The following is a 23639-nucleotide window of genomic DNA, read 5'->3' on the forward strand; positions in this document are numbered from 1 at the left end:
GATTCGAACGCTCAAAGACCGTCCGTAACGTATTATGACAGAGTTATATCTGCGAATGGTGTGCCGACTGGAAATGCGGCGTCCAGGGATGTACCTGTCGAGCCACCTTTGGTTACGGCTTCTACTTTGCCGTGGGACCGCAGGACTGGCGCTTCGTAAATAGCTTTAGTCATGACTTCTCCTTTTGCGTTAACCGATAATAGTTAAAACTCGTTAACTATATCAGTTTTAGGTATGTTATCTCAAGAGTTTTCAAGAGTTTTATGCTGACTATTTTGACAAATCACGCGTTTTGCCCGGTTTTTAACATGTTTTGATCTAAGATCGGTAACCTCTTCCCTGGCGCTCAAACATTTCGGCATAACGACCATTCTGACGGATCAGCTCTTCATGCGTGCCTTCTTCGGCGATTCTACCGTTGTTCAGCACGTAAGTGTAATCCGCCTGCCGGATCGTGGAAAGCCGATGACTGATGACTAACGCCCCGCGGCCTTCCAGTTTTTCGCGGAACCCGTCGAATAATTCAGCCTCTGCGTTTGGATCAATTGCGCTCGTGGGTTCATCCAGAATGATGAATTTCGAGTCAGGAAAAATTGCACGGGACAGGGCGATTTTTTGCCATTGGCCGCCGCTGAGTTCCACACCGCCATCAAACATGCGTGACAGAACGGTATCGTATTTATGGGGCAATTCTTCCAAAACCTCATGGGCACCGGTGAGGCGCGCGGCTTTTTCCAGCCGCGCCGCGTCGCTGTCCCGACCCAGATCGGACAGGCGCATGTTGTCGCGTCCCGTATAGGCAAATTGCGCAAAGTCCTGAAAAATCACGCTGAACTGGCGACGGTAAGCGATGGGATCGAAGGATCGCACATCTTCTCCATCATAGGTGACCGCGCCCTCCTGCGGATCATAAAGACGGCAGAGAAGTTTGATCAATGTGGTCTTCCCAGATCCGTTGCCGCCGACCAGAGCGGTAAATTGACCGGGTTTGATCTTGAGGGATACATTGCGCAGCGCGGGGCGCTCTGATGCCGGATAGGAAAATGTTACATCCTCCAGAACCACACCTGCCTTTGCGACAGCCGGGAGCGGCTTTGGGGTGGTGTCCGGTTTCATCACCGGCTCCAGATCCAGAAAGGTGAACAATTGGGTCAAAAACAGCTGGTCATCATAGAGCTTGGACAGGCTGGTGACGAAATCGCGCCCCGCCGTTTCCGCCCGTACCAGCAACAGGACCACCATGATCAGATCTGAAAGCTCTGCCTGACCTGTGCTGAAACGATATAGAATGAAGGCCGCGGAAGCCAGAACAACCAAGGTGCCAACCACGGACACAAGGCTTTCGGCGATGGATTTGCGGCGTTCGATATCCAGGTAATCTTTGCGGACGACCTTGCGGATGTTCATATATTGCGCGCGCAGATAGGCACCGATGTCCCATAAGCGGATTTCCTTGGCGAAGGGTTGGGCTGTCATGACCCAATCCGCATAGGAGGCATGACGTTCTTTCTGCACCAGCCTGCGTTGCAAGTGGAACCGCTGGCGGGTGAAGCGGACCTGAACCACCAGCATCAATCCGACCGCGATCAGGCTGATCGGTAACAGGCGCCATTCGACGAAAAACAAAACGACCGCGATCCCGAGGAGCATCATCCCGCCCCTGAAAACATTCAGAGCGTTGGAAATGACCTGTGCCGGGCGTTGCGCTCCGGCCTGTCGTGCTCGCTCCAGTGTGTCATAATAGAGCGAGCTGTCATAAAAGCTCAGGTCTGCCGCTACGGCGCGTTCCTGTATCGCACGATTGACATAGTCGCTGACGATGAAGCCCTGCGCGGCGCGGAAGTAATTTGCCAGGGAGTGCATGATCCGCCCGCCCAGAAAGAGGGCCAGAACGACAACGACCGATCCCATGACGCGTGCGAGGTCGATGTCGGTCTCAACCTTGGCGGTCTGCGCAATGTCTTCGACGGCGAGTTTCACCGCGAACAGAGCGCCGAGTGTGAGCGCGATTTCGAAGAGGGAGGCCACAAAAACAAAGATGCCCAAGCGTTTATCGCTGAATTTCAACAACGCGATCACCTTGCCCCACAGGACAAAGGAGCGTGATAACTTGTCGCTTAGAGAGACCGTCTTGGATGACATGAAACTGGCCCTTTCAACGGTCTGTTTAAGGCCGCGGATCGGGCAATGCTACGAAGAAAATCAAGTCAATCTCTGCGAAAGGCTGTCGGCCCGGAAGCGCGCCATATGTCAGAGGATCATTCAGCGGGTCCAACCAAGAGAGAGCGGCCTCGTGCGGTCTCAGCGACCGGTCGCACCCAAGATCGAGAACCCCGTCATGGCGATCAGTCGGATATCGGTAAAAAGGGATAGATCGTTGGAGTAATCGACATCGAACTGTACGCGCTCGGAATATGACACGTCATTGCGCCCTGAGACCTGCCACAGACCTGTAATACCGGGCGTCATGGACAGATAAACCGGGCGGTGGATACCATATTTGTGCAACTCGACGCGCACAATCGGTCGCGGACCGACAAAGCTCATATTCCCGCAAATGACATTCCAGATCTGCGGAAGTTCATCAAGGCTGGTCTTGCGCAGGAAGTTGCCCAGGCGCGTAATCCGAGGATCATCATTCAGTTTGTGGTCTTGTGCCCATTCTGCGGCGGCTTCTGGATTATTCTCAAGATGTACGCGCAGTTTCTCTTCTGCATCCACAACCATGGTCCTCAGTTTCCAGCACCTGAAAACCTTTCCATCACGCCCGACCCGTCTGTGACCGAAGAACCCCGTGCCACCATCGCGTTTTGTCAAAACCCACAGCAGGGCTATGATCGGTACGACAAGTGGCAAAATGATGAGTGCCAAAATCAGGTCAAACACGCGCTTTCCTGCGCGTCTGTAGATTGCGACACCGCCGCCTAGTTCAGAGAACACTTTTGATTTTTCAGACTCTTCCAAATGGAATGCGGTCATAACGAGAAACTCCTAAAATCTGATTCTCAATAATCTTTACACTTTGTTAATAATAGCTCTTCAGAGTTGTGGGTCAATGAAAGGAAATTATTCACAGTTGCGGAAATAAACCGCCGACGGCGGGAAGCGTGGCTAATTTTTAGGCGTATCGGCTGAAAACCGCCGTTTTTCAGGACAAGACGCGCTGTGTCCGCAAGGCTCCAACCTGCGCATTGTCGAGGCAGCCGGGTTTTCGGAGCTAGCATTCTTATTTTGTTGTCAAAGCTTAGACGACCAAGTCCGATGAGCATAAGCGTCCCCATGAGTACGAAAGTTGGCGGAATCGGAACCGGTGTTACCGGCCCTGTAACTGGCGTGATGGATAGGATTGATGCCTCGACCGATTGGATAACGTCAAGTTCGTCCAGAAAATAGGCAGAAATATACCCTGTATCGAAAGTCGTGGGGAACCTGCTGGGCAATTCGGTGGCGCCACCGAGCCAGCCTATTGTCAGGATTTCGAATATCATATTCCATCCGTTCGGGTCCTCGGAGATGAAGCTTTGGGCGATGAAATTATCTTGATTGTTGACGCTCGAGACGACCGTAAAGCGATTGTCCAGCGTAAGAGAAAAGCCCTCCTGCGTGGAAATGCTAAGGGTTTCGAGGCCGGAGTTGTATTCGTATGAGTTGCCGGATTGTCTTGAAGGCGGGAAACTGTAGGTCATGCGACCGAATAGGGTGCCACCGATGGGCACCTTGGCATCCTGCGATGCAGGGCGCAAAAAGGCGCTATCAATTCTTGCCACCACGTCGAAATCAAATGTCGCCGCCCAAGCGGTATTAACAAAGGATAAGAGTGCTATGAGGGGCAGAAGGCAAAAACGCATCAAAATCCAATCGTAAAAACTCAGCGGAAAGATTAACATAACCTTAACATCCGATCCAATGTTTTTGCGGATTGTCGGTTTTGGTCGAAAAGTCAAGCGGTTGGAGCAAAGTAAGCAAGCTACGCCACTTGCGATACTTGGAATCAGTTTGCTCGAAACTTTCCCATTTTTTGCTGAGCTTGGCACATGGCACCAAGGCGCGCTTCACTAAATACCGACAAATTTTGTACTGCTGCTGGAAAAATCTAACGAAACGCCGCTCAATCTTCGCAATGCGGGCCAGACGCGATTAAATGACATGACGCTAGGTTTTTGCCATCCAGAGGTCTGTGGTGCTTATTCAATTCCTGGAAAACGCCAACTAGGACCTGTTGACGTTCGGGATTCCCAAATCATCTGACTTCTGCTTCAAGATTGCAAACATTGGGGAGCAGCCTTGACGCGAAGGGTCCTGAGCGATGCCCAGTGGGCGATCATCGACCCTTACGGCCTCGGAAAATCCAGCGATCCGGGGCAGACCGGGCGTGCTCCCCGGCTGTTTTTAGAGGCCGTCCTTTGGATCGTCCGTACCGGGGCGCAATGGCGCGAACTGCCCGAATTCGGCAAGTGGAATAGCGTGTTCAGGCGATTTCGCAGAGGGGTCAAGGTGGATACTTTATATCATATTTTCAAGGTATTATCCTCAGACGCCGACCTCGGATACGTCATGATCCCCTCTCATCGAAACTGCGTTTCGACTGCCTGGCGAGGGACGGCACCATCGTTAAGGTTCATCGTTCGGGTCAGGGCGCAAAAGGGGGATTCTTTGCCAGGCCATTGGGCGCTCTCGCGGGGCATAAACACGAAGACTGACAGGTCGGTTCGCAAAGCTGGCAGGCACGCTGTAACGGTTGCGCTCGAAAGTGATCAAGCACCCCTCTCGTGCATTGCTGCGCAATACCCTGCCGGGCAATGGTTGGTGACACACGCTTGCTGTGTTCAACAAACCCGTCAAAAGCTGGGGGTAAAACCATCAACATGGGCTTCTCGGCTTCCCAAGCATCCACTGCCCGGCAGTGCATTGCGTAGCAATGTCACGAGCGGGGGCGATTGAACCCGCCAATTCCCGGTGCGCTATCTCTGACCAAAGGGCGATGCAACGATCCTCAAGCCACTGGTTCAGCTCTTCTAAATCCTTGAAGACAGGCATGACCTGCCACAATCGGTTCCGCGCATCGCTGACGTTCTTCTCAACCTGACCGCCGCCATTGTCGCTCGGACCAATGGCGCATCAATGGCTTGCCCCAGCCTGCGGCTGGATTGCAGAACTCAGGCTCAAAAACATAGTGGCTAGCCATGGATTGGAAGCGTGCATTGACATCGCGCTGTTTGCCCCGTCCAACACGGTCCACCGCTGTCTTCGCGTCCATTGTCCTCGGACCAATGGCGGACAATTCCCGCTGTCGTAAATCCCACGCCCTGGAACACCGCCGAACACGCGGAACGCATGTCAGTGGGCATCAAACAGCATCCATTGACCGGCAGTGCATTTCCGCAGGAAATGTCACGAGAGGGACGTGCGTCTGCAAAGGATAAGCCCGGACAATAAAGACACGGCTGTGCGACGCTTAGTGTGCGCAACCTGTAGTTACGCTTTGAGCATTGGAAACACGCACCGCTGATCACAAGTTTTTGGCGGTGTGGTACCAACCAAAACAGCTAGGCTGATTTCAAATGCCGCCTTTTATGCAAGACAAGCGCCCTTACACAAAGAACTACAGGTGATCAGTCCTCATTCTACCCAGCTCAATCTTTGGGCACTGCGCCGAAAGGCGATCAAGGCTGCGCAGAGCAAGGCCCATTAAGACAGGCCTACAACATTCGACCCTAAGTCGGGCCAAGCAGGTCGCCTTCGCTCTCCTCCGGGGATGGCGTCGCCTCAACCGGTTCTTCAGTCAATAAGTCGCCTTCTGCTTCACTCAGGCTTGGTTCAGCTTGCGGCGGATCCACCGAGAGGGGCTTTTTTGGCGTGCTGCGACCATCAGGCATCCCAGAGAGCACATTCACGCCTTCGGGAAAGATGACCTCGCGCGCTTCGTCGGGCATTGAGATACCTTCGATTGTAAGCGTCGACTTCACGGCCCGCAAAAGAGATGATTTCAGTTTGAGCGGAGAAATCTCGCGCCCGTTAAACCAGTAATAGGTCTTTATGTTGACCGTTGAGGCACCTAACTCACCGACCAGCACCATTGGCTCTGGCTCTCCCAACACAGCCGGATGTTCGCGCAGACACCCCAGAATAATGCTTTGCGCTTCAGCTATGCCAGCGTCATAGCCAATGCCCACAACAAAATCGCCGCGTCGTTTGGGCGATGACGTGAAATTTTCGATCACGTTCTTGAAGATGGTGGAATTCGGAATGTGAATCTGGTTGCCATCGGCAGATGTCAGTAATGTGCTGCGCGTTGTCATGGCTTTGACCGTTCCGCTCATGCCTGCGACCGTGACGAAGTCGCCGCGCTGGAAGGGGCGACTTACACTCAGGATCAGGCTTGACAGAAAGTTCTCGGCTATGTCGCGAAAGGCAAAGCCAATTACGATACCAATCACACCCGCGCCGCCAACAATGGAAAGCGCAAGCTGGGTCAGGCCCGCGACTTGGAGAACGATGTAGATGCCCAGCAAAAACACCGGGAAAGCAACAGCACGCGCGACTACCTTGCGCAAAAACGGCGAACGTACCCGATCGGTGAGAAGCCAGCGCATCAGGCGCGACACAAGCCGTGAAGCGTACCACGTCAAAGGTCAAACCAAGACCGCAAGTACGATCAGAGGCAATGCTGCGACGGTCTTTTGAGCGACGTTTTCAAGCTCTTCCAAGGCCGGGGCTAAAGACCAGATGACAACCTCGCGAACGGTGATGCGGTTGACAATAGCGACAACACCGTCTGTTTTTGATGCTAAATCGCGCGCCCATGTTCGATACGCTTCAGTGGCTGTCACACCGTCCAGAAATACCACACCTTCGTCTACGCGCGCTCCGACTTCGCTATACCAGCCCGTCGCGTTCAGGATGCTTTCTATGCGCTGCTCAATCGCAGTGTCCGACGGCGCCGGATCAATTTGTACCGCTTGTTCTGGTGCTTTAGGTGTGTTGGTTGCAACCGGATTTGAGACCTGCGCTGCGGTACTAACCGGACAGAGAACGAGCATTGTTGATATGATCAGATGCAGACATAGACATACCCTGCGGGACACTTCCGTTACGATCTGCATCTGAACGTTATCCTTCCATTGCGCTGCTGCCCGACGAGCGTTGTTGCCGCGCGTACGCTGCAATATATCCCGACGAGCCGAAGCTGATCTTCGGCATTTTCGCCAAGATCAGGGCCACCGTCGGAAAAGTACGCTTTGGTCATTGCAACGGCCATAGCCACTTTACCCTTGTCGTTATCCCAGTATTCCGCTTGCGTTGGAAGGACCTGTATCACTGCAACATCAGCATTTCCCGGACCACCGCCAAAAAATACATCACAGTACGGCCTCCACAGCTTGTGGATCAACTGGCGGCCCCAGCTGACGATGCTTTTGCCAGACACAGATGCAAACAGCATCTTGTCGGTATCGGGAAAACTGAGAGCCAGATCGTTGTCTGCGTTTAGCACGTAGATTTTGGCGCTGTCACTGTCTGTCACAAAGTGGATTGTGCGGTTATCGGCATCGATTGAATGGGGCCATCGGGGGGTGCCTGCGTCTTCCGTCTTCACCCATGCATACTTGCATGTTGCTCAACATCTCCCAAAAGTGGTTGTGTGTGTCCGTCATCGGTATTTTCCTCTTTGTGTTTTTAGATTGAGCATCAGACGGTCTTCGTTTTCGGAGTCGGTAGCTCGGCGTGTGGTCGGGCCTCTTGCTTGCCTTCGTCAATCCAGTTTCGCGAAGAGTTCGTCGCCTTGGACGCCAGACCAATTCTGGCCGTGTTCACGCGTACAACTGGTACCATCGTCCGCGTGTCTGACCACCGTCCAAGTCCCGCCGATACCGGCAGCCCACAAGTACGTGCAATCATCAATTTGGAGGACTGGTTTTTCGCCGTACCAACCCACAATGGCGGCCTCAAGCTCTGCCTTATTCATGCAGACAAGATCTGACCCAGACATCGCGGGGCCAGCCAAGGCGATTGTTGAAACTGCGGTTGTGATGAACTGATACATGGCTACTCCTTTGATACATAGCTCCAAACAGCGCCTGAGATTCCCGGCGAAGAGCGCGTCGAACGGGGTGACGCCACGTCTTTCTGGTACGGCTAATTTGACGACATCGGACTCGCTCACTAGCCCAGAAAGCGGGCTCGGCGAACGGATGACAGTTCTTCAGTTCGGTGTATGAAAATGCGTTGGAGGTGCAACGTGCCTGCGCCACAAAGCCAAACACAATGCGCCGTCGCATGCTTAGGGCTGGTACAATGGCACGGTTGAGATCGCCATCTTGGCGCTGCCGTCCTGCACCTCGCGGGCATGCGAGATATAGATCAGGGTCTGGTTTTTTTCGTCAAATATCCGCTTCACGTTCAGCGATTTGAGGATGATGGACCGACGCTCTGAGAACACGCTTTCTCCTTCGTCGTCCCGTTCAATATCGCCAATCGTAATGGGGCCTGTCTGTCGGCAACTGATCGCTGAGTTTGACGGATCTTCGAACCAGTTACCGTTTTGAAACCGGTCGATCAATCCCCGCTCAAAGTAGGATATGTGGCACGTCACCCCATCCACTTTCGGATCTTGAAACGCCTCGACAATGATGTCGTTCCCAAGCCAATCGACATCGACATTTCCAACCTGCTCGGCCCCAAGTTGCGGCGGCATCAGGACCACCATAGCAACGGCAAACCTGAGCGGGTTGCGTGCGGAACGTTTTGGCATGACCTAGCGCAGACCGAAGAACGACAGAACTGCCAGGATCACAACGATCAAACCAATGATATAAATAATACGGCTCATGGATTTTTCCTTTCGAGCTTTTAGTTTGTATATAGCAAATGAAAACGCGCTTGGCGGAAATTGGTTCCCATGATTGCACGACATTGAGGAAAGAAACCATGCCGCGTGCGGTCACTGACGTGCCTTGCGGAGCACAAAAGATGTGCGGCGTTGAAAAAATACAGAAAGCTAGCGCCCGTCGCCTAAGACATAGACGTCTCGTTCAGATCCTGCATGAGTTCGTTGTACCGCGCCATAACCAGGTGGTCCGGTTCGCAATATGGTTTCGAGGCCTTGAAGCTGCGTTCAAGCAGCTTGTCATAAGTCAGGATCGGACCAAGAGCGGATGTGCGAACACCTTTGTTTTGCATGCCGTTTTCGTGTAGTTGCGCCGCCTTTAGAGCATTGTGCATCCAGTTCAGACAGTTTATCGCCGTGAACGGGTCATTGACGCCGGGAGACAACGCGCGCGCCAGCATCTCCACCAGTTGATCAACAAGGAAGTAGATATTTTGATGCTCTGTCCGGTTAGTACCAACAGCAAAGCACTCATGAAGCTCAGACATATCCTCGTCGGTTAGGTTTTCATCCTGCCAGATGTTCAGGACCGGCGTGAAACGGGTCACGAATTCGCCCGGAAAGCACAGGATTTCTACGTCACAGATTTTTTCTTCGCTCAGCTCTTTGATGCGGCTGTAACGGAGCACCTGGATATAGCCTGCAATCGGCAACTTCAGCTGCCTGTCGGGCTGTGTATCCGGCAGAGTGGCGTTGTCGGACGACCCACGCTCGGCGTTTACTTCGATTATTGTTCGGATGTCGCGTTCCAGTTTGTGGCCCAAGTTCGCCGTGATGTTGGACACGTTGATCGTCTCGGGGACATGGTGCACAAAATAGATCATCGCAAAGACTGCGACGATGCTGCCTGCAATCGCCAGCAACAGCGAATAATGCGGGACAAAGGCTGCGATCTCGCCATCTTCAATCGGGCTTTGCACCACCCGCAGGACCAGCAATGAAAATACAAATGTGGAAATCAGAATGCCAAGGCTGATCTGGTTGCCCCGATCCCGCATGAAATTCCCGATGAGCCGGGGGCCGTAGGTGCCAGCCGCAAATGACACGGCGACAACGGTCATGGAGAACATGACGCCGGTCACCCCGATGACAGATGTCGCAATCGTGGACAGAGTGCTGCGCGCGCCCTCAATCTGTGTGTTCGACAGCCTGTCAGGCAATTGAAACGGAAGCATATCCGGCGACCGGTCTATCCAAATCACCAGATTGGCAAGCACGAAGGTAAACAAAACCATGCTTGCAGGTAAGAACCAGTAACTCGCACGCGCCGCTTGTGCCAGTTGCAGCAATTTTGCTCGGTACTTCATGCTGCAATGCTCCGAAGGTTAAAGGATGGGTCGTTTGGCCGGCGTAAGATCATCTACCATGGCGATCTTGGCCAAAGTTTCCAAATCACTCACACGCAATGTGCCATCTGACCAGTGGGCCAACTGCTGTTCTTTGAGTTTGCCCAGCGTTTTGTTCGTGTGTACCAGCGATAGCCCCAGTGCATCAGCGATATCTTGCTGTTTGAACGGAAATGGCATCTTGCCATTGTGTACCATATCCAGGCTTTGACCGCGACTAAATACCCGGACCAACGCCCAGGCGATAGATTGAATCGCGCTGCGCTGGCCAAGCGTGGACAAGGTTTCACCTAAAAAGTGTTCGTCAACTGCGGCAAGCCAGGTCAGGGCAAAGGCGCGTTCTGGTCGTTCCTTGAAGAAGGACCAGATTTCAGAACGGTCAAACACGCAAAGCGTCATTTTTGTGGTGGCCTCTACGGAATGGCCCATTTCGCCCATAATACCGGCCTGAAGGCCCAAAAAGTCGCCGGGAAAGATCAGGCTCACAACTTGGCGACGCCCGTTCGACAGAATTTTGTACCGCAGACCCATGCCATGCAGGACAGTAAAAAGTTGCGGGCTGTTCGACCCCTCCATCAGTATGGGTGTGCCGGAGTCCACAACGAGCTCACCAACTTTGAAACGTTGCATATAGCGGACATCCTCGGGCGACATATCCTCAAAAATGTCGTGCCGCCGAAGGGGGCAATTTTCGCATTTCGTCGCCAATTTAAATCTCCCAGCTATGTCATAGTTTAATGCGCAAGCGCCGGATACCTACTAGAAACCGACTTTGGCCGGTCTGGAGGACCTAGTGTGAATCAAAGTTTTGTCGTTGTCGAACCCAATCCTGTTGTACTCATGGACTTGGTCGGTACGTTGCAGCACAGTTTTCCGGCGGGCTCTGTGGCGTCTCTCGCCTCTGGTAGCGAGATAGGCCATCTGTTGGACCAAGTGGCTCTGACGACCTGTTTTTTCGTAAACGGCGCTCTGATCTCCGAGTTGGCCCCGGACGTCGTCCGTACAATCATCGATGCGGGGGGCAGGATTGTGAGCATTGGCAGGTCTGCCAGTGATGTGGTCCCGGCCACCGTTTTGGAAATACCGTTTACGACGACGATGATCTTGGAGGCATTATCCATCGACGCGCCCGATTTGCCCTTGCCCCAGCTTGAAGTCCGTACATAAACGCCTCAACGATTGGTTGAGTGGTGTTCGCACGGCTTTGCGGTTGTTCCGACACTCCGTGTGACCCGCCCGACGAGAAATGTGCACCGGCGCCGATCATGATCAGCCCGATGCCAAGATAGAGGCCTGAAAACACAAACGCTGTGTTCACTATGCCGATGAGCGGGTAAAGCGCAATCCGTCCAGCGATGGTCAGGAAACCAGTGCCAACTGTGTAGAGCAGCAGTCCCCCTGAAAGAAGACCTGCGCGTTTTGGCGGTGTGCGCCACTTTTTGTTCGATGCCGAACATCATTTATTTCCGCGACCCGAAGAATTCCACCAGAAAGCCACCGCCCGCAGCGATGCCCAAAGCAGTGTCAGGCTGGTTCTTGATAAATGTGTCGGCTTTGTTTTGGAGTTCCATTGCCTGAAGTCGCGCCGTCTCTGTAACGTCAGCGGCTTTATCGCGTGCATCCAACAATTTAAATTGCGCAGCGGCCACGGCGTCGTCACCTTTAGCTTTTCCAAGATCTGCAACCGTTTGAGTGAGCGTCGCGAGGTCGTTACGCAGTGTCTCGACTTGCTCGGACAGGTCCGCAGCGTCGGGATTGTTGTTCAGCTTTTGCAAAGTGCTTGCCATTGTCATTCTCCTCAGACGCGTCTGATTCAATAACACCCGGATGCTCAGGTGGTTCCAAAGCTTCTTGAAAAAAAGGTTGGAACTTTGACGTGGCCCTTCCCGTTGAGACGGCAGAACCATGCGGCTCATTAGTCGCGCTTTGAAAACAAAAGGAGTAAAATAATGTTGCATTATGCACTCGTATTTCTGGTCGTCGCACTGGTCGCGGCAGTCTTTGGTTTTGGCGGCATCGCATCTGCTTCGGCGGGCATCGCTCAGATTTTGTTCTTCGTATTCCTAGTGTTGTTTGTCGGCACGTTGATCCTGCGCGCTTTTCGTAGCTGATGGACCAGCCTTTGACACCATTCACGATCATCGAAAAGAAAGGACACCACTATGACCACTCCACTTAACGTTGTCGGCGCACCCAAAAACATCTCGTCGGGCGTGCAAAAACCTAAAACCATTGCTGATGGGCTGACGGATGTGTTAGCCGACACATATCGGCTGACTTTCAAGAGCCACGCGTTCCATTGGAACGTGGAGGGACCATTGTTCTATTCGATCCACAGCCTGACCGAAGAGCATTACGAGAACATGTTTGCGGCTGCCGACAAGCTGGCCGAGCGGATCAGGGCAATCGGCCAGATGGCCCCGATGTCGATGCATCAGATGATGTCGGCGTCCGTCATCAACGACCCCGAAACCACACCATCGGCGGGTGAGATGTGCACCATGCTGGCCGACGATCATCAGCGAATTGCGCATCGGCTGCACGCGTTGATCGAGATCGCCGGCGAACAGAATGACCCGGTGACCGAAGATCTGGCGACCGAGCGTTCCGCCTTTCACGAGCAGGCAGCCTGGATGTTGAGAGCGCTCGCGACCGAATGAGACCAAGGTCCGGCGCAAATTTGTTGCGCCGGGCCATTTTTACTTCAGCGTCGCGGTCGAGGCAAAGAACATGGCCTGGCTGACCGCGGAGAGTATCTGAGCCTCTTGGAAAGGTTTGGAGATCAGGAAAGCAGGTTCCGGCCGGTCGCCCGTCAACAAGCGCTCCGGGAACGCAGTGATGAAGATCACGGGCACATCCATGAGTTCCAGCAGATCATTGACCGCATCAATACCAGAGGAGTTGTCCGCCAATTGAATATCAGCGAGGATCAGATCGGGACTATGTTCTTTGCCAAGAGCAAGCGCTTCGGTGTGGGTCCGCGCAACACCCGTAACTTCGTGCCCGAGACTGGTGACAATGGCTTGAATATCGGCTGCAATAATGGGTTCATCTTCGATGATCATGACCCGGCCCGTTACACTGCTTGCCAGCTCGGTATTGGCTGTCGCGATCAGGTGGCGGACCTTCTTGACGTCGATTTGCATGATCTTCGCTATGTTGACCGGGGTGAACTCTTCGATCGTGCGCAACAGCAGCGCCTCGCGCGAATTGGCGGTGAGTTTGGCAAGTAATCCGTGCGCGCGGCTACGCACGGTGTCTTCGGGATCTGTCAGTGCCTGGCCACTGGTGGACCAGATTGAGTGAAAACACTTGAATAGGTTCACCTTCATTGGGTCGTCATTCTCAAATGGCGATCTGTCTTTCAGAATGGCTTCGAGCGTGGCAACGGTGTACTGATCGCCGCGCGATTGAGAGCCAGTCAACGCTCTTGCATACCTGCGAAGATACGGAAGCTCGGCGGCCAGTAATTCGGAAAAGCTCGCCTGCGCGGTGGTGTCGCTCATTTTTTTTGACCTTTTTGTAGTTTTCGTGGAACCAACCGCTCGTGAGCTCAGTTGGTTCCGGTCAAGCAGGTATTTTTTTCGAGATGAGGCGCGGGACACAGATGGCAAGCAAGCAAGACACTGGAAAATCAAAAAGAGACGAATTTATTGATCAAAACCTGAAGAAGGTTTTTTCCGAACTCGAAACTGATGACATGCCGGATCAGATCATGGATTTGCTGTCGGTCCTGCGCGCGCAGGACGAAGAGTTGAAGGCCAAGAAATGAGTGATCTGGATCCAAGGGATGAGCTGGTGACCCATTTGCCGGCCTTGCGGGCTTTTGCCCTGAGTCTGACGCGCAATCGCGCAACGGCCGATGACATGATGCAGGACACGGTGCTCAAGGCGTGGTCGAACATGGATAAATTCCAACGCGGCACCAACATGCGCGCATGGCTGTTCACAATCCTGCGAAATAACTTCTATTCGTCCCGCCGCAAACTAAACCGCGAAGTGGCAGACATAGACAACGTCTTTGCCGAGACACTGTCGGTCAAGCCCGACCATGACGGCCGTATGCAGATGGCCGACTTCAAGCACGCACTGAACCAATTGCCGGATGAGCAGCGCGAAGCGTTGGTCCTCGTGGGAGCATCGGGTTTTGCCTATGAAGAGGCCGCAGAGATGTGCGGAGTTGCAACTGGTACGATCAAAAGCCGGGTGAACCGCGCCCGCGCAAAGCTGACGGAGTTGCTGCACCTTGATGACGACGAGGCGCTGGAATTGACCGATAGTGCAACGATGGCCGTGGTCGGAAATCCTGGGCTGCCGGCGTGAAGCAAGGGCACTGGTACAACAGTCTGAGGGTGCTGATTGTCGCCCTCATGACGCTTGCGCTGTTTCCATTGGGGGCGGTCGCGATTTACCAGACCAACCGGGTCGCAGCTGAGGCTGAGCAGAATGCCCGACTTGCGCTGCTTGCGATCACCGGCGACGCCGCCAAAGTCGAAGAACTCTTGATCGAGCGCGCATTTGGCGCTGCCCGTGTCTTGGCCGCCACGGCCGAAAATTACATCAGTGCCCCTTCAAAGTGCACACGGGATTTTGCCCGATTTGTCGAAAACGATCCGCGCTACAGCTTTATCGGCATTTTGCCGGTATCGGGTCTGATGATATGTTCCTCGTCCGGAGCTGAATACGACTTTTCTGAATTTCCGGGGTTCGCGCAGAGGATGAAAGACCAAGTCCCGGCCATCGAAGTGAATACGAGTGCGCCACTAAGCGGGACGTCGGTTTTCATTGTGTCCGAACCCTTCGAAGTTGCTGGCGCGTTTGCCGGCTTCGTTTCGATCTCGATTCCGCATGCTGGTTTGCCTGATACGCCGGACAGCCTGAAGGATCTTGGCTTGGAAGAGTTGATGACCCTCAACAGCGATGGGCAGGTTCTTACGGCCAGATCAGATATGGACACCGCGCTTGCGGAATTGCCCTCCGAAGAGGAGATTACAAGTCTATTGATTTCCGGCAACACGGCATTTCAAAGCCAGAACCAACTGGGCGAGAGCCGTAGATACACCGTCGTACCGATCCAAGGCAGCCCTGTAACCGTACTGGGCGTATGGCGGACAGGCGACGGTTTGGCGCGGCAAGTGGCCGGGGTCGTGCGCCCATGGCTTTTTCCTGTTCTGATGTGGTTTGCCAGCATGTGTGTTGCGATGCTGTCGATGTACATGCTTGTGTTGCGCCACCTGACCAAGCTGCGTGAGCGCATGGGTGACTTTGCCGACAACCGCGATGTCCAAATTGGGAAAGACCTTGGGCCGGTGCCAAATGAATTGGCGGAACTGTACGGTCATTTTGATAGCATGACAGACACAGTGCTGCGTGAGGAAGCCGCGCTAGAAGATAGCTTGCGTGAAAAAAATGTGCTGATCAAAGAAGTGCATCACCGGGTTAAAAACAACCTGCAACTGATCTCTTCGATCATGAATATGCAAATCCGCACGGCTGAGCACGATGAGACGAGAACGGTTTTGTCCCGCCTGCAAGACCGGGTGCTAAGCCTCGCCACCATCCACCGTGACTTATACCAATCACAGCACGGGGGCATGGTAAACGTTGGCTCGCTTGTGTCCCAAGTCATTGAAAACTCGCTTGAGGTTGCCGTTTCCTCTCAAGAGGACATTGATGTTGAGACAGAAATCGATCCGATCTTACTCTACCCAGATCAGGCCGTGCCGCTGTCGCTTTTGGTGGCAGAGGGGGTCACCAACGCGATGAAGTATCTGGGAAGTGCAGAGGGTCAGAAGCCATCGATATCTCTGATGCTCAAGCAATCGGGTGATGACTGCGCACTGAGAATATCAAACACCGTCAGAACATCAAAAACAGTTGAAAGCACGGGCCTCGGAGCGCAGTTGATGAATGCGTTTGCAATTCAGCTTGGCGGCAAAATGGAGACCGAAGATTTGACAGATCAATTCACAATGTCGGTCGCATTCAAGATCGTCGATTTTGTGCCTGATGCTCGGGACTTCTGATGCAACATGGCCCTGCGCGGCCGTGTTGCACAGATCAGAGTCAACTCGGAACGCGCCCTAGCTGAGATAGAATTCAGGCGGTGCGTTCGAAACGTGACCGACCAGGTTCGGTCATTCGATCATTCGGTTTAGAACCTGCACACCAATCACCTCCGACACACGCGGGCAGCGGCGCAAAACGGGCGCGCAGGGCTCATCAGCGGCCGGTGCGTCCTGACCTTCGTCGATCATCGCGTCATCGTCTTCGGCCACGGCGACCAGCAGGTCTTCGAGCGCCGGTTCCAGCTGCTTGATCTTCTCTGAGGATTTGCCAAAAGCCAGTTTCTGGAGTTTGGCGATCCGCAGCCGAAGGGCCTGAACCGGTTGATCGTGGACCCGCAAGGTCGCTGTGATCCTGGCGTTCTCTGCCTGCAATTCCGCGATCATCGCCTTCAAAACAGCGGGATCATCCGTTTGCCCGGCAGGGCATTGCGCGAAGCCAATATCCCGAGAGGGGGAGAGGTTTTCAGCAGGTTTCGACAGGCGTCTGATTACCAGAAAGCAGGCCAAAGCACCATATAAATAACGCAAATACAGACGCAAAATCACCCCACACGCGCAGGCGGAGCCCCCCCAATCCAGACGCCGCCAGTCGATCGAGCATCGCGAGCTGCGCTGACGTCATCCGCACAGCCCCGTCTTGGGCGCTTGGCCACGGGAAACGGCAACGTTCCAGCACCTTGTAACAGAGACAAAAGCCCTGGCCATCCCAATACAGCAGCTTGATCCGATCCCCACGCCGCCCCCGGAACGCAAACACGGCACCACTGGCAGGCTTCTGCCGCCACGCGTAAATTTGTTGTCGCCTTATCTCATGGCGCTGCGCCACCTGTGTAACGCTCGCCCCACCAACCCCAACCGACATGACAATCTCGAGCTTGTGATCACCATGCCAGAAGCGTCGTCGCTCAGCCCCAATAAGTTCACCACAAATCACAAATCCCGCATAAAAGACGTCGCTAATGACGTCTTTAAACACATCTCTCAGATCATCGCGTCGTTATCAGGCAGGCCGTGCCAATCAAGCGGTTGCGACAAAGAGGCTGGTCTGGCCATCTTCTTCGACCGTGACCACCACGTCATTGAGGTCGCCAGCTCTGAATGCATTGCGTAGGTGGCATAAGACTGCGACTTCCCACAAGGGATATCCGATCGCCAGCGATCTGAACGGCTTCGCTCAGAGGCGCTCATCTTTATGCGCTTGCAACAACGCTGATCCCAATGGCAACCTACGTGATTCCGGAAAAAGAATCCTCGTAGCTTAGCGTAGGACCCTGCACTCCCCTGCATCAAACCCCTGATTGCACGGTTGAAGCCTTACTCGCCAAAGTCTTGGTAAACTCGCGTGAATATAGACGCGTCCCGAGCAAGATTATCTTCGTGAACCCCAATGGTTTACGGTGGCGGAAGACGCCGTCGCAATACGGCCCGCCAAAGATGCTATACAACAGATCGGTACGCTTGAGCCGCAAGGGTGTATTAGCCGCTATGAATGATGAATTCGCCCCGGTTACGTCCCGGGCTCTGAATTTATTGATGCGGCCTTTCGTTTGAATGCCAAGGGGCTTTTGCCCCCTAGTGCTGACTACCGACGTCGTGGATTATAAAATCCATTAATGTGTTGGAATATCGCAGTTTCCGCTTGTCGCCTCGTTTCCCATCGATTGCGCCAGATCATCTCTGCCTTGAGTGATTTGAAGAAGCTCTCACCGATGGAACAATCGCAGCAATTACATTTTCCGCTCGCCCACTGACTGGCAAGGACGTAGGATGCGTATGTCCACATGCACGAGGGGATAAGCAGCGGTTACTTTGCATCGATTTTAAGTGCCTGTAAAATTGCACCATGCCAACCCTCGAAACGAATTCCAGAGCATTACCTTTCAGATAAGGATTGGTCTTGAATCCGGCGGACTGGGTGCAGCAGATAGCTCAATATCGTTCGCTCACCTGTGAGGATATCTGCAGAAACAGTCATGCCAGGCCTAACGGCGACCGGCTGATTACTCATGGGTACCGTGGTGGGCAAATTCACCGTCACTCGATATACAATGTCTCCGGCATCGCTGATGAAGCTTGTCGGTGAAACTTCGGAAATCTGGGCAGAAATAGCTCCAAACCGTGTGAAGTCATAACTGATAACCTTTAGTTTTACGTCCATCCCTTGCCGGATTGATCCAATCCGGTCAGCAGAAACATTAATCACAGCGCGATATTCTGTACCAGGAGGCACGATTTCCGCGATCACATCGCCCGGGGCAATCACCTCATTTGGATTTGAAACTTCCAGTCGTTGAAGCTTGCCTCCATTCACTGTGCGCACGTTTGCTCTTTCAATGCGGGCTTCGGCATCGGCTGCGGATTGTCGTAAAGCGACAAGCTCGGCTTCGATCTTTGTCCAGCGTGCGGCCGCGTCTCGACGACGTTGCGCCAGCAGTTCTTCACGACGCTGTGCATTTTCTCCGCGTGCAAGTTTAAGCTCTGCCCGACGCCCATCATCTTCCTCCATGGATCCAGTCAATTGCAAAGCTTCGCGTTCCAAACGCTCTCTATCGATCAGCCGGACCGATCCACTTGTCGAGTAGTTTTGGTACCTTTCAAGTTGTTGTTCGACAATTTGGTACTCTGCAGCTAAAATTTCATCTCGAATTTCTGCAGTTTCTATCTGCGCGACCAGTCGCAAATCCTCCAAGATCATTCGATCAAGCTGCGCGATCAGGAACATTTGCTCGGTCCAGAATGCTTCTGAAGCGGCATCGCCAGTGCCCCGTTCCACCGGCATTGTGCGGCCGTCTGCGTGTAAAAGGAAACGTACCCTCTCGCTTTCGTCTTCAAGCGTTGTGATCCGGCTTGAGATTGACTGTAGCTCCCGATCTATATGGTCGGTGTCCAGTCGTAAGAGCAGACCGCCCGCCAGAAGAACTTCACTGCCCTGCACCATAAGCTCGCGCACGACCCCACCGTCAGGATGCTCGATACGTTCTATTCGTCCCTTTGGTTCGATAGTTCCGGTGCCAGTGACTTTCTCCTGAACTTGGACCTGCCCAGCCCAAACGATAGCGAATGTAAGCAAAGCGGTACAGATTGCGATGGTCCAACGTGCAGCGCCGCTATCGCGGATATCTTCCAGCGCCGCATGCGCAAAAAGTGAAGAGTCCGTGTCACGCGTGTGGTTTTTTTTTGGTGTGCTTTTTGCGACCGATGAGGCGGAAGGAAGACGATTGGTCATACGGCTTGATCCTTCTTTTCCTGTTTGAATTTTGTGCTCGTGCGCCCTCCCGCTATCTGCAGAACCGCGTCAGAACTGCGCACCATGCTTGGACGATGGGTAACAATTAGACTCGTCATTTCATGCTGTCGGCGCTTCAGCGCGCCAATTATGGCAATGTCTATTTCTGGCTCGACGTCTTCGGAAGCTTCGTCCAGCAGGAGCACGGATGGCATGCTCATCAGCGCCTGAGCAACGGCAACCGCCGTTCGCACACCTCCCGAGAGCCATGTAACGTCAAGACTGGGGTCGATGCGGGTGTGGATGCCCCTGGGCAGTTTCTTGAGAAGTCGCGAAAGGCCAACTTCGGCCAATATCGTCTCGATCTGGTCATCGGAGAACAGCGGATCAATAAACCTCAAGTTTTGGGCAAACGTCCCGTAGATCAGTAAAGGACGTTGTGGCACAAGAACGATATGCCGCCCAAGTTCTTGGCTGGACATTTCGGAGAGGTTTACGCTGTCAAGTCGAACACTGCCGGCCTGTGGTTGGATTTGGCCCGAAAGCACGCCTAGTAGCGCTGATTTTCCAGACCCGGAAACGCCTACCACCGAAACAATCAGTCCTTTGGGGATTTCCAGGGAAACTCCCGCAAGTATGGGAGCGTGCGTATTCGGTCCGCGCAAGACCAAGTTCGCGGCTGTCACTCTTGCAGCTTTGTTCTCCATTTTTTCCATTTCAGGAAGGTTGTCTTCTTCTGCAAAACGCATCATCATGTCGACCTGCCGGAAAAGTCGTTTGAGGTCTCCAATTTTTGGAATGATCAACAAACCCTGCTGCAAAGGAGCAACTGCGCGCCACGTCAGCATCGTAACAGCAACCAACTCGCCGCCGCTCAAGACACCTGCAATAGCCCTCTCCGCCCCAATGAAGATAACACTTGTCGCAGCGGTTGGCAGGAAAAGATAGGATATCGCTTCCAGGCCAGAAGCTGCGCTGGCGAGGCGAAACCGCGCGGCGACAACTCTGCTAATGGCGCGTTCTGCTTTTTCGGTCCAGGTCCAAGCCAACCCATTTTGGGCAAGAACATCACGTTTTTCGATCAGTTCAGTCTGGAGCCGTGTCAAGTGATTACGTGCGGCAGAAAGTTGCGCGGCACGTCGTATTAGAGCCGGAACGATACACAGCCCTGCGATAAAAAACATGACAACTACGCCCAGCAAGACAAGCGCCAACATGGGCGAAAAAATGGTGATCGCACCAATCATGATTAAAGTACCCGGAATTTCGAGTGCTATAAGAGCAAAAGGGCCAGCAAAAATGTCGCGCATGCCCTCCAGTTCGCGCAATCTTGCTGTCTGTTCGCCAAGCGGTGCCTGATCAATCATTTGTCGTGGCAGTTTCAGCAATTTCGCGAATAAGGCACCGCCAAGTAGAAATTCAAAACGTCCAGACACCCTGCCAAGTAGGCGCGCTTTCAACATTCGAAAGCTCAAGTCGAACAAGAACAGCGCCCCCGCCGCGGCAAGTACTGCGCCAATGACTTTGGATTGTTGCCCGGTCACTGCGAGATCAAACAAGAAAATAACCATGATTGAGAACAGGACTGTCAAGCCGCCGCTCAACAGTGTGAGGAGCATTGCAAGTCGCAGGTCCGGTGCGAGCCTGGAAAATGCCCCAGATGTAAACTGTTCCTGCGTGTTAGGACGATCGCGCATATCCAGTTTTGGATCTGGCATGAAATGCACGAACTCATATTTCTTTGTCGGGTTGAATAAGCGGACGTTGGTTGGTTTTTCACCCACGCCGGGTCGCGCCATTGCCAGTACGTTACACTCAATCGTCTTGATCGCCCAAAGCTGTTTGCCTGGCCCCACCATCAGGCCGGCGACGCTATCATTTGGAATATTGCTCGAATGCAACTTTTGTGAGCGGCATTCGAAACCGAGATTGCGCATAAGCCCACGCAGTGCGTAGGGATCCAATCGGTCGATAAGATATGGCATGGCACCCGCCAAGCGGTTGGCGTCTGGAATCCAGCCAAGACGCTCCAGCAGCGTCAGAAGCAACCTCGCATCCTGTGAATCCATGGGTTTGCCAGAGATATTTCCTGACAGCAGCCCATCCAGAATGCGATCATACTCCCAGTCCAAGGTCGCACGTTGACTGGCATCGTCGCGCGTGGTGACCCGATATTGCGGTTTCAGGATGAAAGGCATCATCTATTCATGCCTCTTCCAAAAATGTGCCGCTGCCTGAGTTTAGATCAAGCGTCTGGGTCGCAAGCGCCATGTAAGAGGGGCGATTGGTTATGAGAATCAGAATTTGCTGAGCAGCGCGCTGTTTCAGCAATTTCAGCAAACGTTGATCGGTTTCCATATCCAGTCCCGAATTGGCCGTTTGAAAAATGACGATATCGGGTAGCGTGACAAGCCCACAAATGTTGGAGGCAATCCGCTGGGCAGAATGAGGTAGCCCCCCATAATCCGCCCGAACTAATGTGTGCAAACCGCGTGGACTGTGTCTTATGACCTGTTGCAAGCCAAGCTCTTTGGCGAGCTTTAGGGCATTTTCGCGGTAAAGGTCCGGTTGAAATGCGCAAATGTTCTCGTACAGGGTTCCCTCGAGGAGCTTTGCATCTTTTGACAGAAGACGAATCCGGTTTTGGCGATCTTTCAGATCATATGCCGAGAGTGGATGACCGTTGATTTCGATTTCGCCCTGCTCAAGAGGTAGGTCACCTGTGAACAGCCTTTCAGCAAGGGCATCCTTGGCTGTATTGTCACCCTTAAGAAGCAAGCAATCCCCGGCCGTAAGCGTGATGTTGACGTTCTTTATTGCAATCCCGGTTTCAGGATCGGGTGAGGTCGTTACGTTTCGAAGTTTTAGGGTTTCAACTTGGCGCAGTGGCAAGTCACCAGATAGGCGCAACGGCATTTCTGTAAGCGCGCGCAGGTCCGCTTCGGCACATCTTGAGCTTTCGATGGTGGATAAATAACCTTCAACCCTCAACACGGGTTGCACGATACGGCCACTGAGGACCACAACCGCCGCGAGCACGCCAATACTCGCGTCACCTGCCACAACCAAGAAACCAGCAGTGGCCGCGGTTACGACGGGAATGAGATTCCCGACGGCAGCCGTAAGGCCCTGAGCCTGATGCATGGATCGTGTCATATTTTTGGTGTGATGCGCGGATTGGCTGATCAGGCGTTCCTGCCTTCGCGCCATGAGCTCACCGATCTGCAGGGCGCGAACCGATCGAATGCCCCCCAGCACCTCGCTGAAAAAACTGTAGCGACGCGCGTCGATATCATATCGATTTAGGCGCGCCGCATTGATTTTTTTGCGCAGGAAACTCAACATGACGAAAGAAATGGCCAATGTGAATGCCACGGATAGGGCGACGATAGGCGATAAGAGCGCAATAACGACAAGGAACAGAGCCGCAAACGGCAGATCAAGGAGCGCCGCGGCGGCTCCGTCTGAACGCTGGCCTCTCAGGCGATCAATGGCGGACAGTCGTTTTAAAAGTGTTCCGGCGTCGGCACGAGCATGGTGCGTTGGATCGGCCATGACCAACGACCAGAATGCGCGCTTATAGGCCAGCTGTTCAAACCGTGCGGAAAAGAAAGCCAGCAGGCGTGACCGCGCCAAACGCAATGCGCAATCAACTGCCAGCGCAATGGCGACCATGAGTGCGAGTACAATTAGCGTCTCATGCGCTTGATTTGGAATAACCTTATCGTAGATCTGCAACATAGCTAATGGCACTGCCAGCGAAAGTAAATTCGCTACCAAAGATGCCGTGAGGATCGCAGGATCCCACGTTACAGATTTAAGAAAGGATATTTCGTTCATTGATCCACTCCAAGCTCAGCCTTTTAGGCGATTGAACTTAAGATTTTTCTAAGACAGGGCTTTCGCCCCACGGTGCTTTTGAGCATCCGTGCTGTTACTTTGCGCAAAACATGACTGAGGGTCCGGCATATTGCAGGCCGCCCCCTGTCGGGCGGACTCACGAAATACATGCGCTTACCCGACGGTTGGGAGCAAGCACAGATCATCCCAAGGGAGTATCCGACGCTCTGTGTATGAGGCTCATTCATAAACTTCCCGGCTTTGCCATCGGGGAC

At 53.5% G+C, this 23639-nt stretch carries 23 protein-coding genes and 5 pseudogenes; 8 read left to right on the forward strand and 20 right to left on the reverse strand.

The features are described 5' to 3' along the window. Nucleotides 1–32: 32 nt before the first annotated feature. The 4 genes from ROLI_RS21805 to ROLI_RS21820 all read right to left on the reverse strand — a co-directional run bounded on the left by ROLI_RS21805 (nt 33) and on the right by ROLI_RS21820 (nt 3887). Complete coding sequence (locus ROLI_RS21805; RefSeq protein ID WP_187428529.1) at nt 33–173, reverse strand: lasso RiPP family leader peptide-containing protein; 141 nt, start codon at nt 171–173, stop codon at nt 33–35. A gap of 145 nt (nt 174–318) precedes the next feature. Then, nucleotides 319–2142, reverse strand: coding sequence for an ABC transporter ATP-binding protein (locus tag ROLI_RS21810; protein ID WP_187428530.1), 1824 nt, complete (start codon nt 2140–2142; stop codon nt 319–321). Nucleotides 2143–2301: 159 nt separating this feature from the next. Continuing rightward, nucleotides 2302–2979, reverse strand: a complete 678-nt coding sequence (locus tag ROLI_RS21815; RefSeq protein ID WP_187428531.1) for a sugar transferase — start codon at nt 2977–2979, stop codon at nt 2302–2304. Between the two features lie 26 nt (nt 2980–3005). After that, nucleotides 3006–3887 (reverse strand): hypothetical protein, encoded by an 882-nt coding sequence (locus ROLI_RS21820; protein ID WP_187428532.1) that lies wholly within the window; start codon nt 3885–3887, stop codon nt 3006–3008. A gap of 364 nt (nt 3888–4251) precedes the next feature. Between ROLI_RS21820 and ROLI_RS24020 the strand changes: the two are divergent. Further along, nucleotides 4252–4681: pseudogene (locus ROLI_RS24020) on the forward strand (transposase); the annotation flags it as partial. On the opposite strand, the pseudogene ROLI_RS21830 reads toward ROLI_RS24020, so the two are convergent. The 8 genes and pseudogenes from ROLI_RS21830 to ROLI_RS21865 all read right to left on the reverse strand — a co-directional run. Continuing rightward, nucleotides 4675–5475, reverse strand: a pseudogene (locus ROLI_RS21830) (hypothetical protein); the annotation flags it as partial. The pseudogenes ROLI_RS24020 and ROLI_RS21830 sit on opposite strands and share 7 nt — an antisense overlap. A gap of 239 nt (nt 5476–5714) precedes the next feature. Beyond that, entirely contained in the window at nt 5715–6593 is an 879-nt protein-coding gene (locus ROLI_RS21835; RefSeq protein WP_262386377.1) for a mechanosensitive ion channel family protein, read from the reverse strand. A 39-nt stretch (nt 6594–6632) separates the two neighbouring features. Next, nucleotides 6633–7103, reverse strand: a complete 471-nt coding sequence (locus tag ROLI_RS21840) for a BON domain-containing protein (RefSeq protein ID WP_262386378.1) — start codon at nt 7101–7103, stop codon at nt 6633–6635. Then, nucleotides 7091–7594 (reverse strand): pyridoxamine 5'-phosphate oxidase family protein, encoded by a 504-nt coding sequence (locus ROLI_RS21845; protein WP_187428533.1) that lies wholly within the window; start codon nt 7592–7594, stop codon nt 7091–7093. The genes ROLI_RS21840 and ROLI_RS21845 overlap by 13 nt, the downstream gene beginning before the upstream one ends. Before the next feature lie 156 nt (nt 7595–7750). After that, nucleotides 7751–8041, reverse strand: a complete 291-nt coding sequence (locus ROLI_RS21850) for an S-adenosyl-L-homocysteine hydrolase (protein WP_187428534.1) — start codon at nt 8039–8041, stop codon at nt 7751–7753. A 237-nt stretch (nt 8042–8278) separates the two neighbouring features. Continuing rightward, complete coding sequence (locus tag ROLI_RS21855; protein ID WP_187428565.1) at nt 8279–8704, reverse strand: CreA family protein; 426 nt, start codon at nt 8702–8704, stop codon at nt 8279–8281. A 305-nt stretch (nt 8705–9009) separates the two neighbouring features. After that, entirely contained in the window at nt 9010–10191 is a 1182-nt protein-coding gene (locus tag ROLI_RS21860) for a DUF2254 domain-containing protein (RefSeq protein ID WP_187428535.1), read from the reverse strand. Between the two features lie 18 nt (nt 10192–10209). Further along, entirely contained in the window at nt 10210–10938 is a 729-nt protein-coding gene (locus ROLI_RS21865) for a Crp/Fnr family transcriptional regulator (RefSeq protein WP_405048985.1), read from the reverse strand. Nucleotides 10939–11025: 87 nt separating this feature from the next. Here ROLI_RS21865 and ROLI_RS21870 point away from each other — a divergent pair, with 87 nt between their 5' ends. Further along, complete coding sequence (locus ROLI_RS21870; RefSeq protein WP_187428537.1) at nt 11026–11397, forward strand: hypothetical protein; 372 nt, start codon at nt 11026–11028, stop codon at nt 11395–11397. 293 nt (nt 11398–11690) lie between these two features. Here the strand turns inward: ROLI_RS21870 and ROLI_RS21875 are convergent, their stop codons facing one another. Further along, nucleotides 11691–12146, reverse strand: coding sequence for a YqjD family protein (locus tag ROLI_RS21875; protein WP_222869367.1), 456 nt, complete (start codon nt 12144–12146; stop codon nt 11691–11693). A 33-nt stretch (nt 12147–12179) separates the two neighbouring features. On the opposite strand from ROLI_RS21875, the gene ROLI_RS21880 reads away from it, so the two are divergent. Further along, nucleotides 12180–12341 carry a DUF1328 domain-containing protein gene (locus ROLI_RS21880; protein ID WP_187428539.1) on the forward strand — a complete coding sequence of 54 codons (162 nt, stop codon included), beginning with the start codon at nt 12180–12182 and terminating at the stop codon, nt 12339–12341. A gap of 51 nt (nt 12342–12392) precedes the next feature. Then, nucleotides 12393–12890: a Dps family protein gene (locus tag ROLI_RS21885; protein ID WP_187428540.1), complete on the forward strand. Its 498-nt coding sequence runs from the start codon at nt 12393–12395 to the stop codon at nt 12888–12890. A 39-nt stretch (nt 12891–12929) separates the two neighbouring features. Here ROLI_RS21885 and ROLI_RS21890 read toward each other — a convergent pair whose 3' ends face one another. Beyond that, nucleotides 12930–13736 (reverse strand): response regulator, encoded by an 807-nt coding sequence (locus tag ROLI_RS21890; protein WP_187428541.1) that lies wholly within the window; start codon nt 13734–13736, stop codon nt 12930–12932. Between the two features lie 101 nt (nt 13737–13837). Here ROLI_RS21890 and ROLI_RS21895 point away from each other — a divergent pair, with 101 nt between their 5' ends. Genes ROLI_RS21895 through ROLI_RS21905 form a run of 3 tightly spaced genes read left to right on the forward strand, consistent with a single transcriptional unit; the run spans nt 13838 to nt 16256 of the window. Beyond that, nucleotides 13838–14002 carry a NepR family anti-sigma factor gene (locus ROLI_RS21895; protein ID WP_187428542.1) on the forward strand — a complete coding sequence of 55 codons (165 nt, stop codon included), beginning with the start codon at nt 13838–13840 and terminating at the stop codon, nt 14000–14002. Further along, complete coding sequence (locus tag ROLI_RS21900) at nt 13999–14553, forward strand: RNA polymerase sigma factor (protein WP_187428543.1); 555 nt, start codon at nt 13999–14001, stop codon at nt 14551–14553. The genes ROLI_RS21895 and ROLI_RS21900 overlap by 4 nt, the downstream gene beginning before the upstream one ends. 47 nt (nt 14554–14600) lie before the next feature. Then, entirely contained in the window at nt 14601–16256 is a 1656-nt protein-coding gene (locus tag ROLI_RS21905; RefSeq protein WP_338469214.1) for a sensor histidine kinase, read from the forward strand. 242 nt (nt 16257–16498) lie between these two features. Here ROLI_RS21905 and ROLI_RS21910 read toward each other — a convergent pair. Further along, nucleotides 16499–16682: pseudogene (locus ROLI_RS21910) on the reverse strand (IS66 family transposase); the annotation flags it as partial. A 79-nt stretch (nt 16683–16761) separates the two neighbouring features. Next, nucleotides 16762–17160, reverse strand: coding sequence for an IS66 family insertion sequence element accessory protein TnpB (tnpB, locus tag ROLI_RS24025; RefSeq protein ID WP_187428566.1), 399 nt, complete (start codon nt 17158–17160; stop codon nt 16762–16764). A 423-nt stretch (nt 17161–17583) separates the two neighbouring features. Between tnpB and ROLI_RS21920 the strand changes: the two are divergent. Continuing rightward, nucleotides 17584–17786 (forward strand): annotated as a pseudogene (locus tag ROLI_RS21920) (transposase); the annotation flags it as partial. 94 nt (nt 17787–17880) lie between these two features. Here ROLI_RS21920 and ROLI_RS21925 read toward each other — a convergent pair. From ROLI_RS21925 to ROLI_RS21940, 4 genes and pseudogenes are all read right to left on the reverse strand, one after another. Next, a pseudogene (locus ROLI_RS21925) lies at nt 17881–18039 on the reverse strand (IS3 family transposase); the annotation flags it as partial. A 132-nt stretch (nt 18040–18171) separates the two neighbouring features. After that, entirely contained in the window at nt 18172–19524 is a 1353-nt protein-coding gene (locus ROLI_RS21930; RefSeq protein ID WP_187432326.1) for an HlyD family efflux transporter periplasmic adaptor subunit, read from the reverse strand. Then, on the reverse strand, nt 19521–21725 hold the full coding sequence (locus ROLI_RS21935) for an ATP-binding cassette domain-containing protein (protein WP_187432327.1): 2205 nt from the start codon (nt 21723–21725) through the stop codon (nt 19521–19523). The genes ROLI_RS21930 and ROLI_RS21935 overlap by 4 nt, the downstream gene beginning before the upstream one ends. A 4-nt stretch (nt 21726–21729) precedes the next feature. Further along, nucleotides 21730–23364 (reverse strand): ABC transporter transmembrane domain-containing protein, encoded by a 1635-nt coding sequence (locus ROLI_RS21940; protein ID WP_187432328.1) that lies wholly within the window; start codon nt 23362–23364, stop codon nt 21730–21732. Nucleotides 23365–23639: the final 275 nt, after the last annotated feature.

The organism is Roseobacter fucihabitans, from assembly GCF_014337925.2.
Taxonomy (GTDB): domain Bacteria; phylum Pseudomonadota; class Alphaproteobacteria; order Rhodobacterales; family Rhodobacteraceae; genus Roseobacter; species Roseobacter fucihabitans.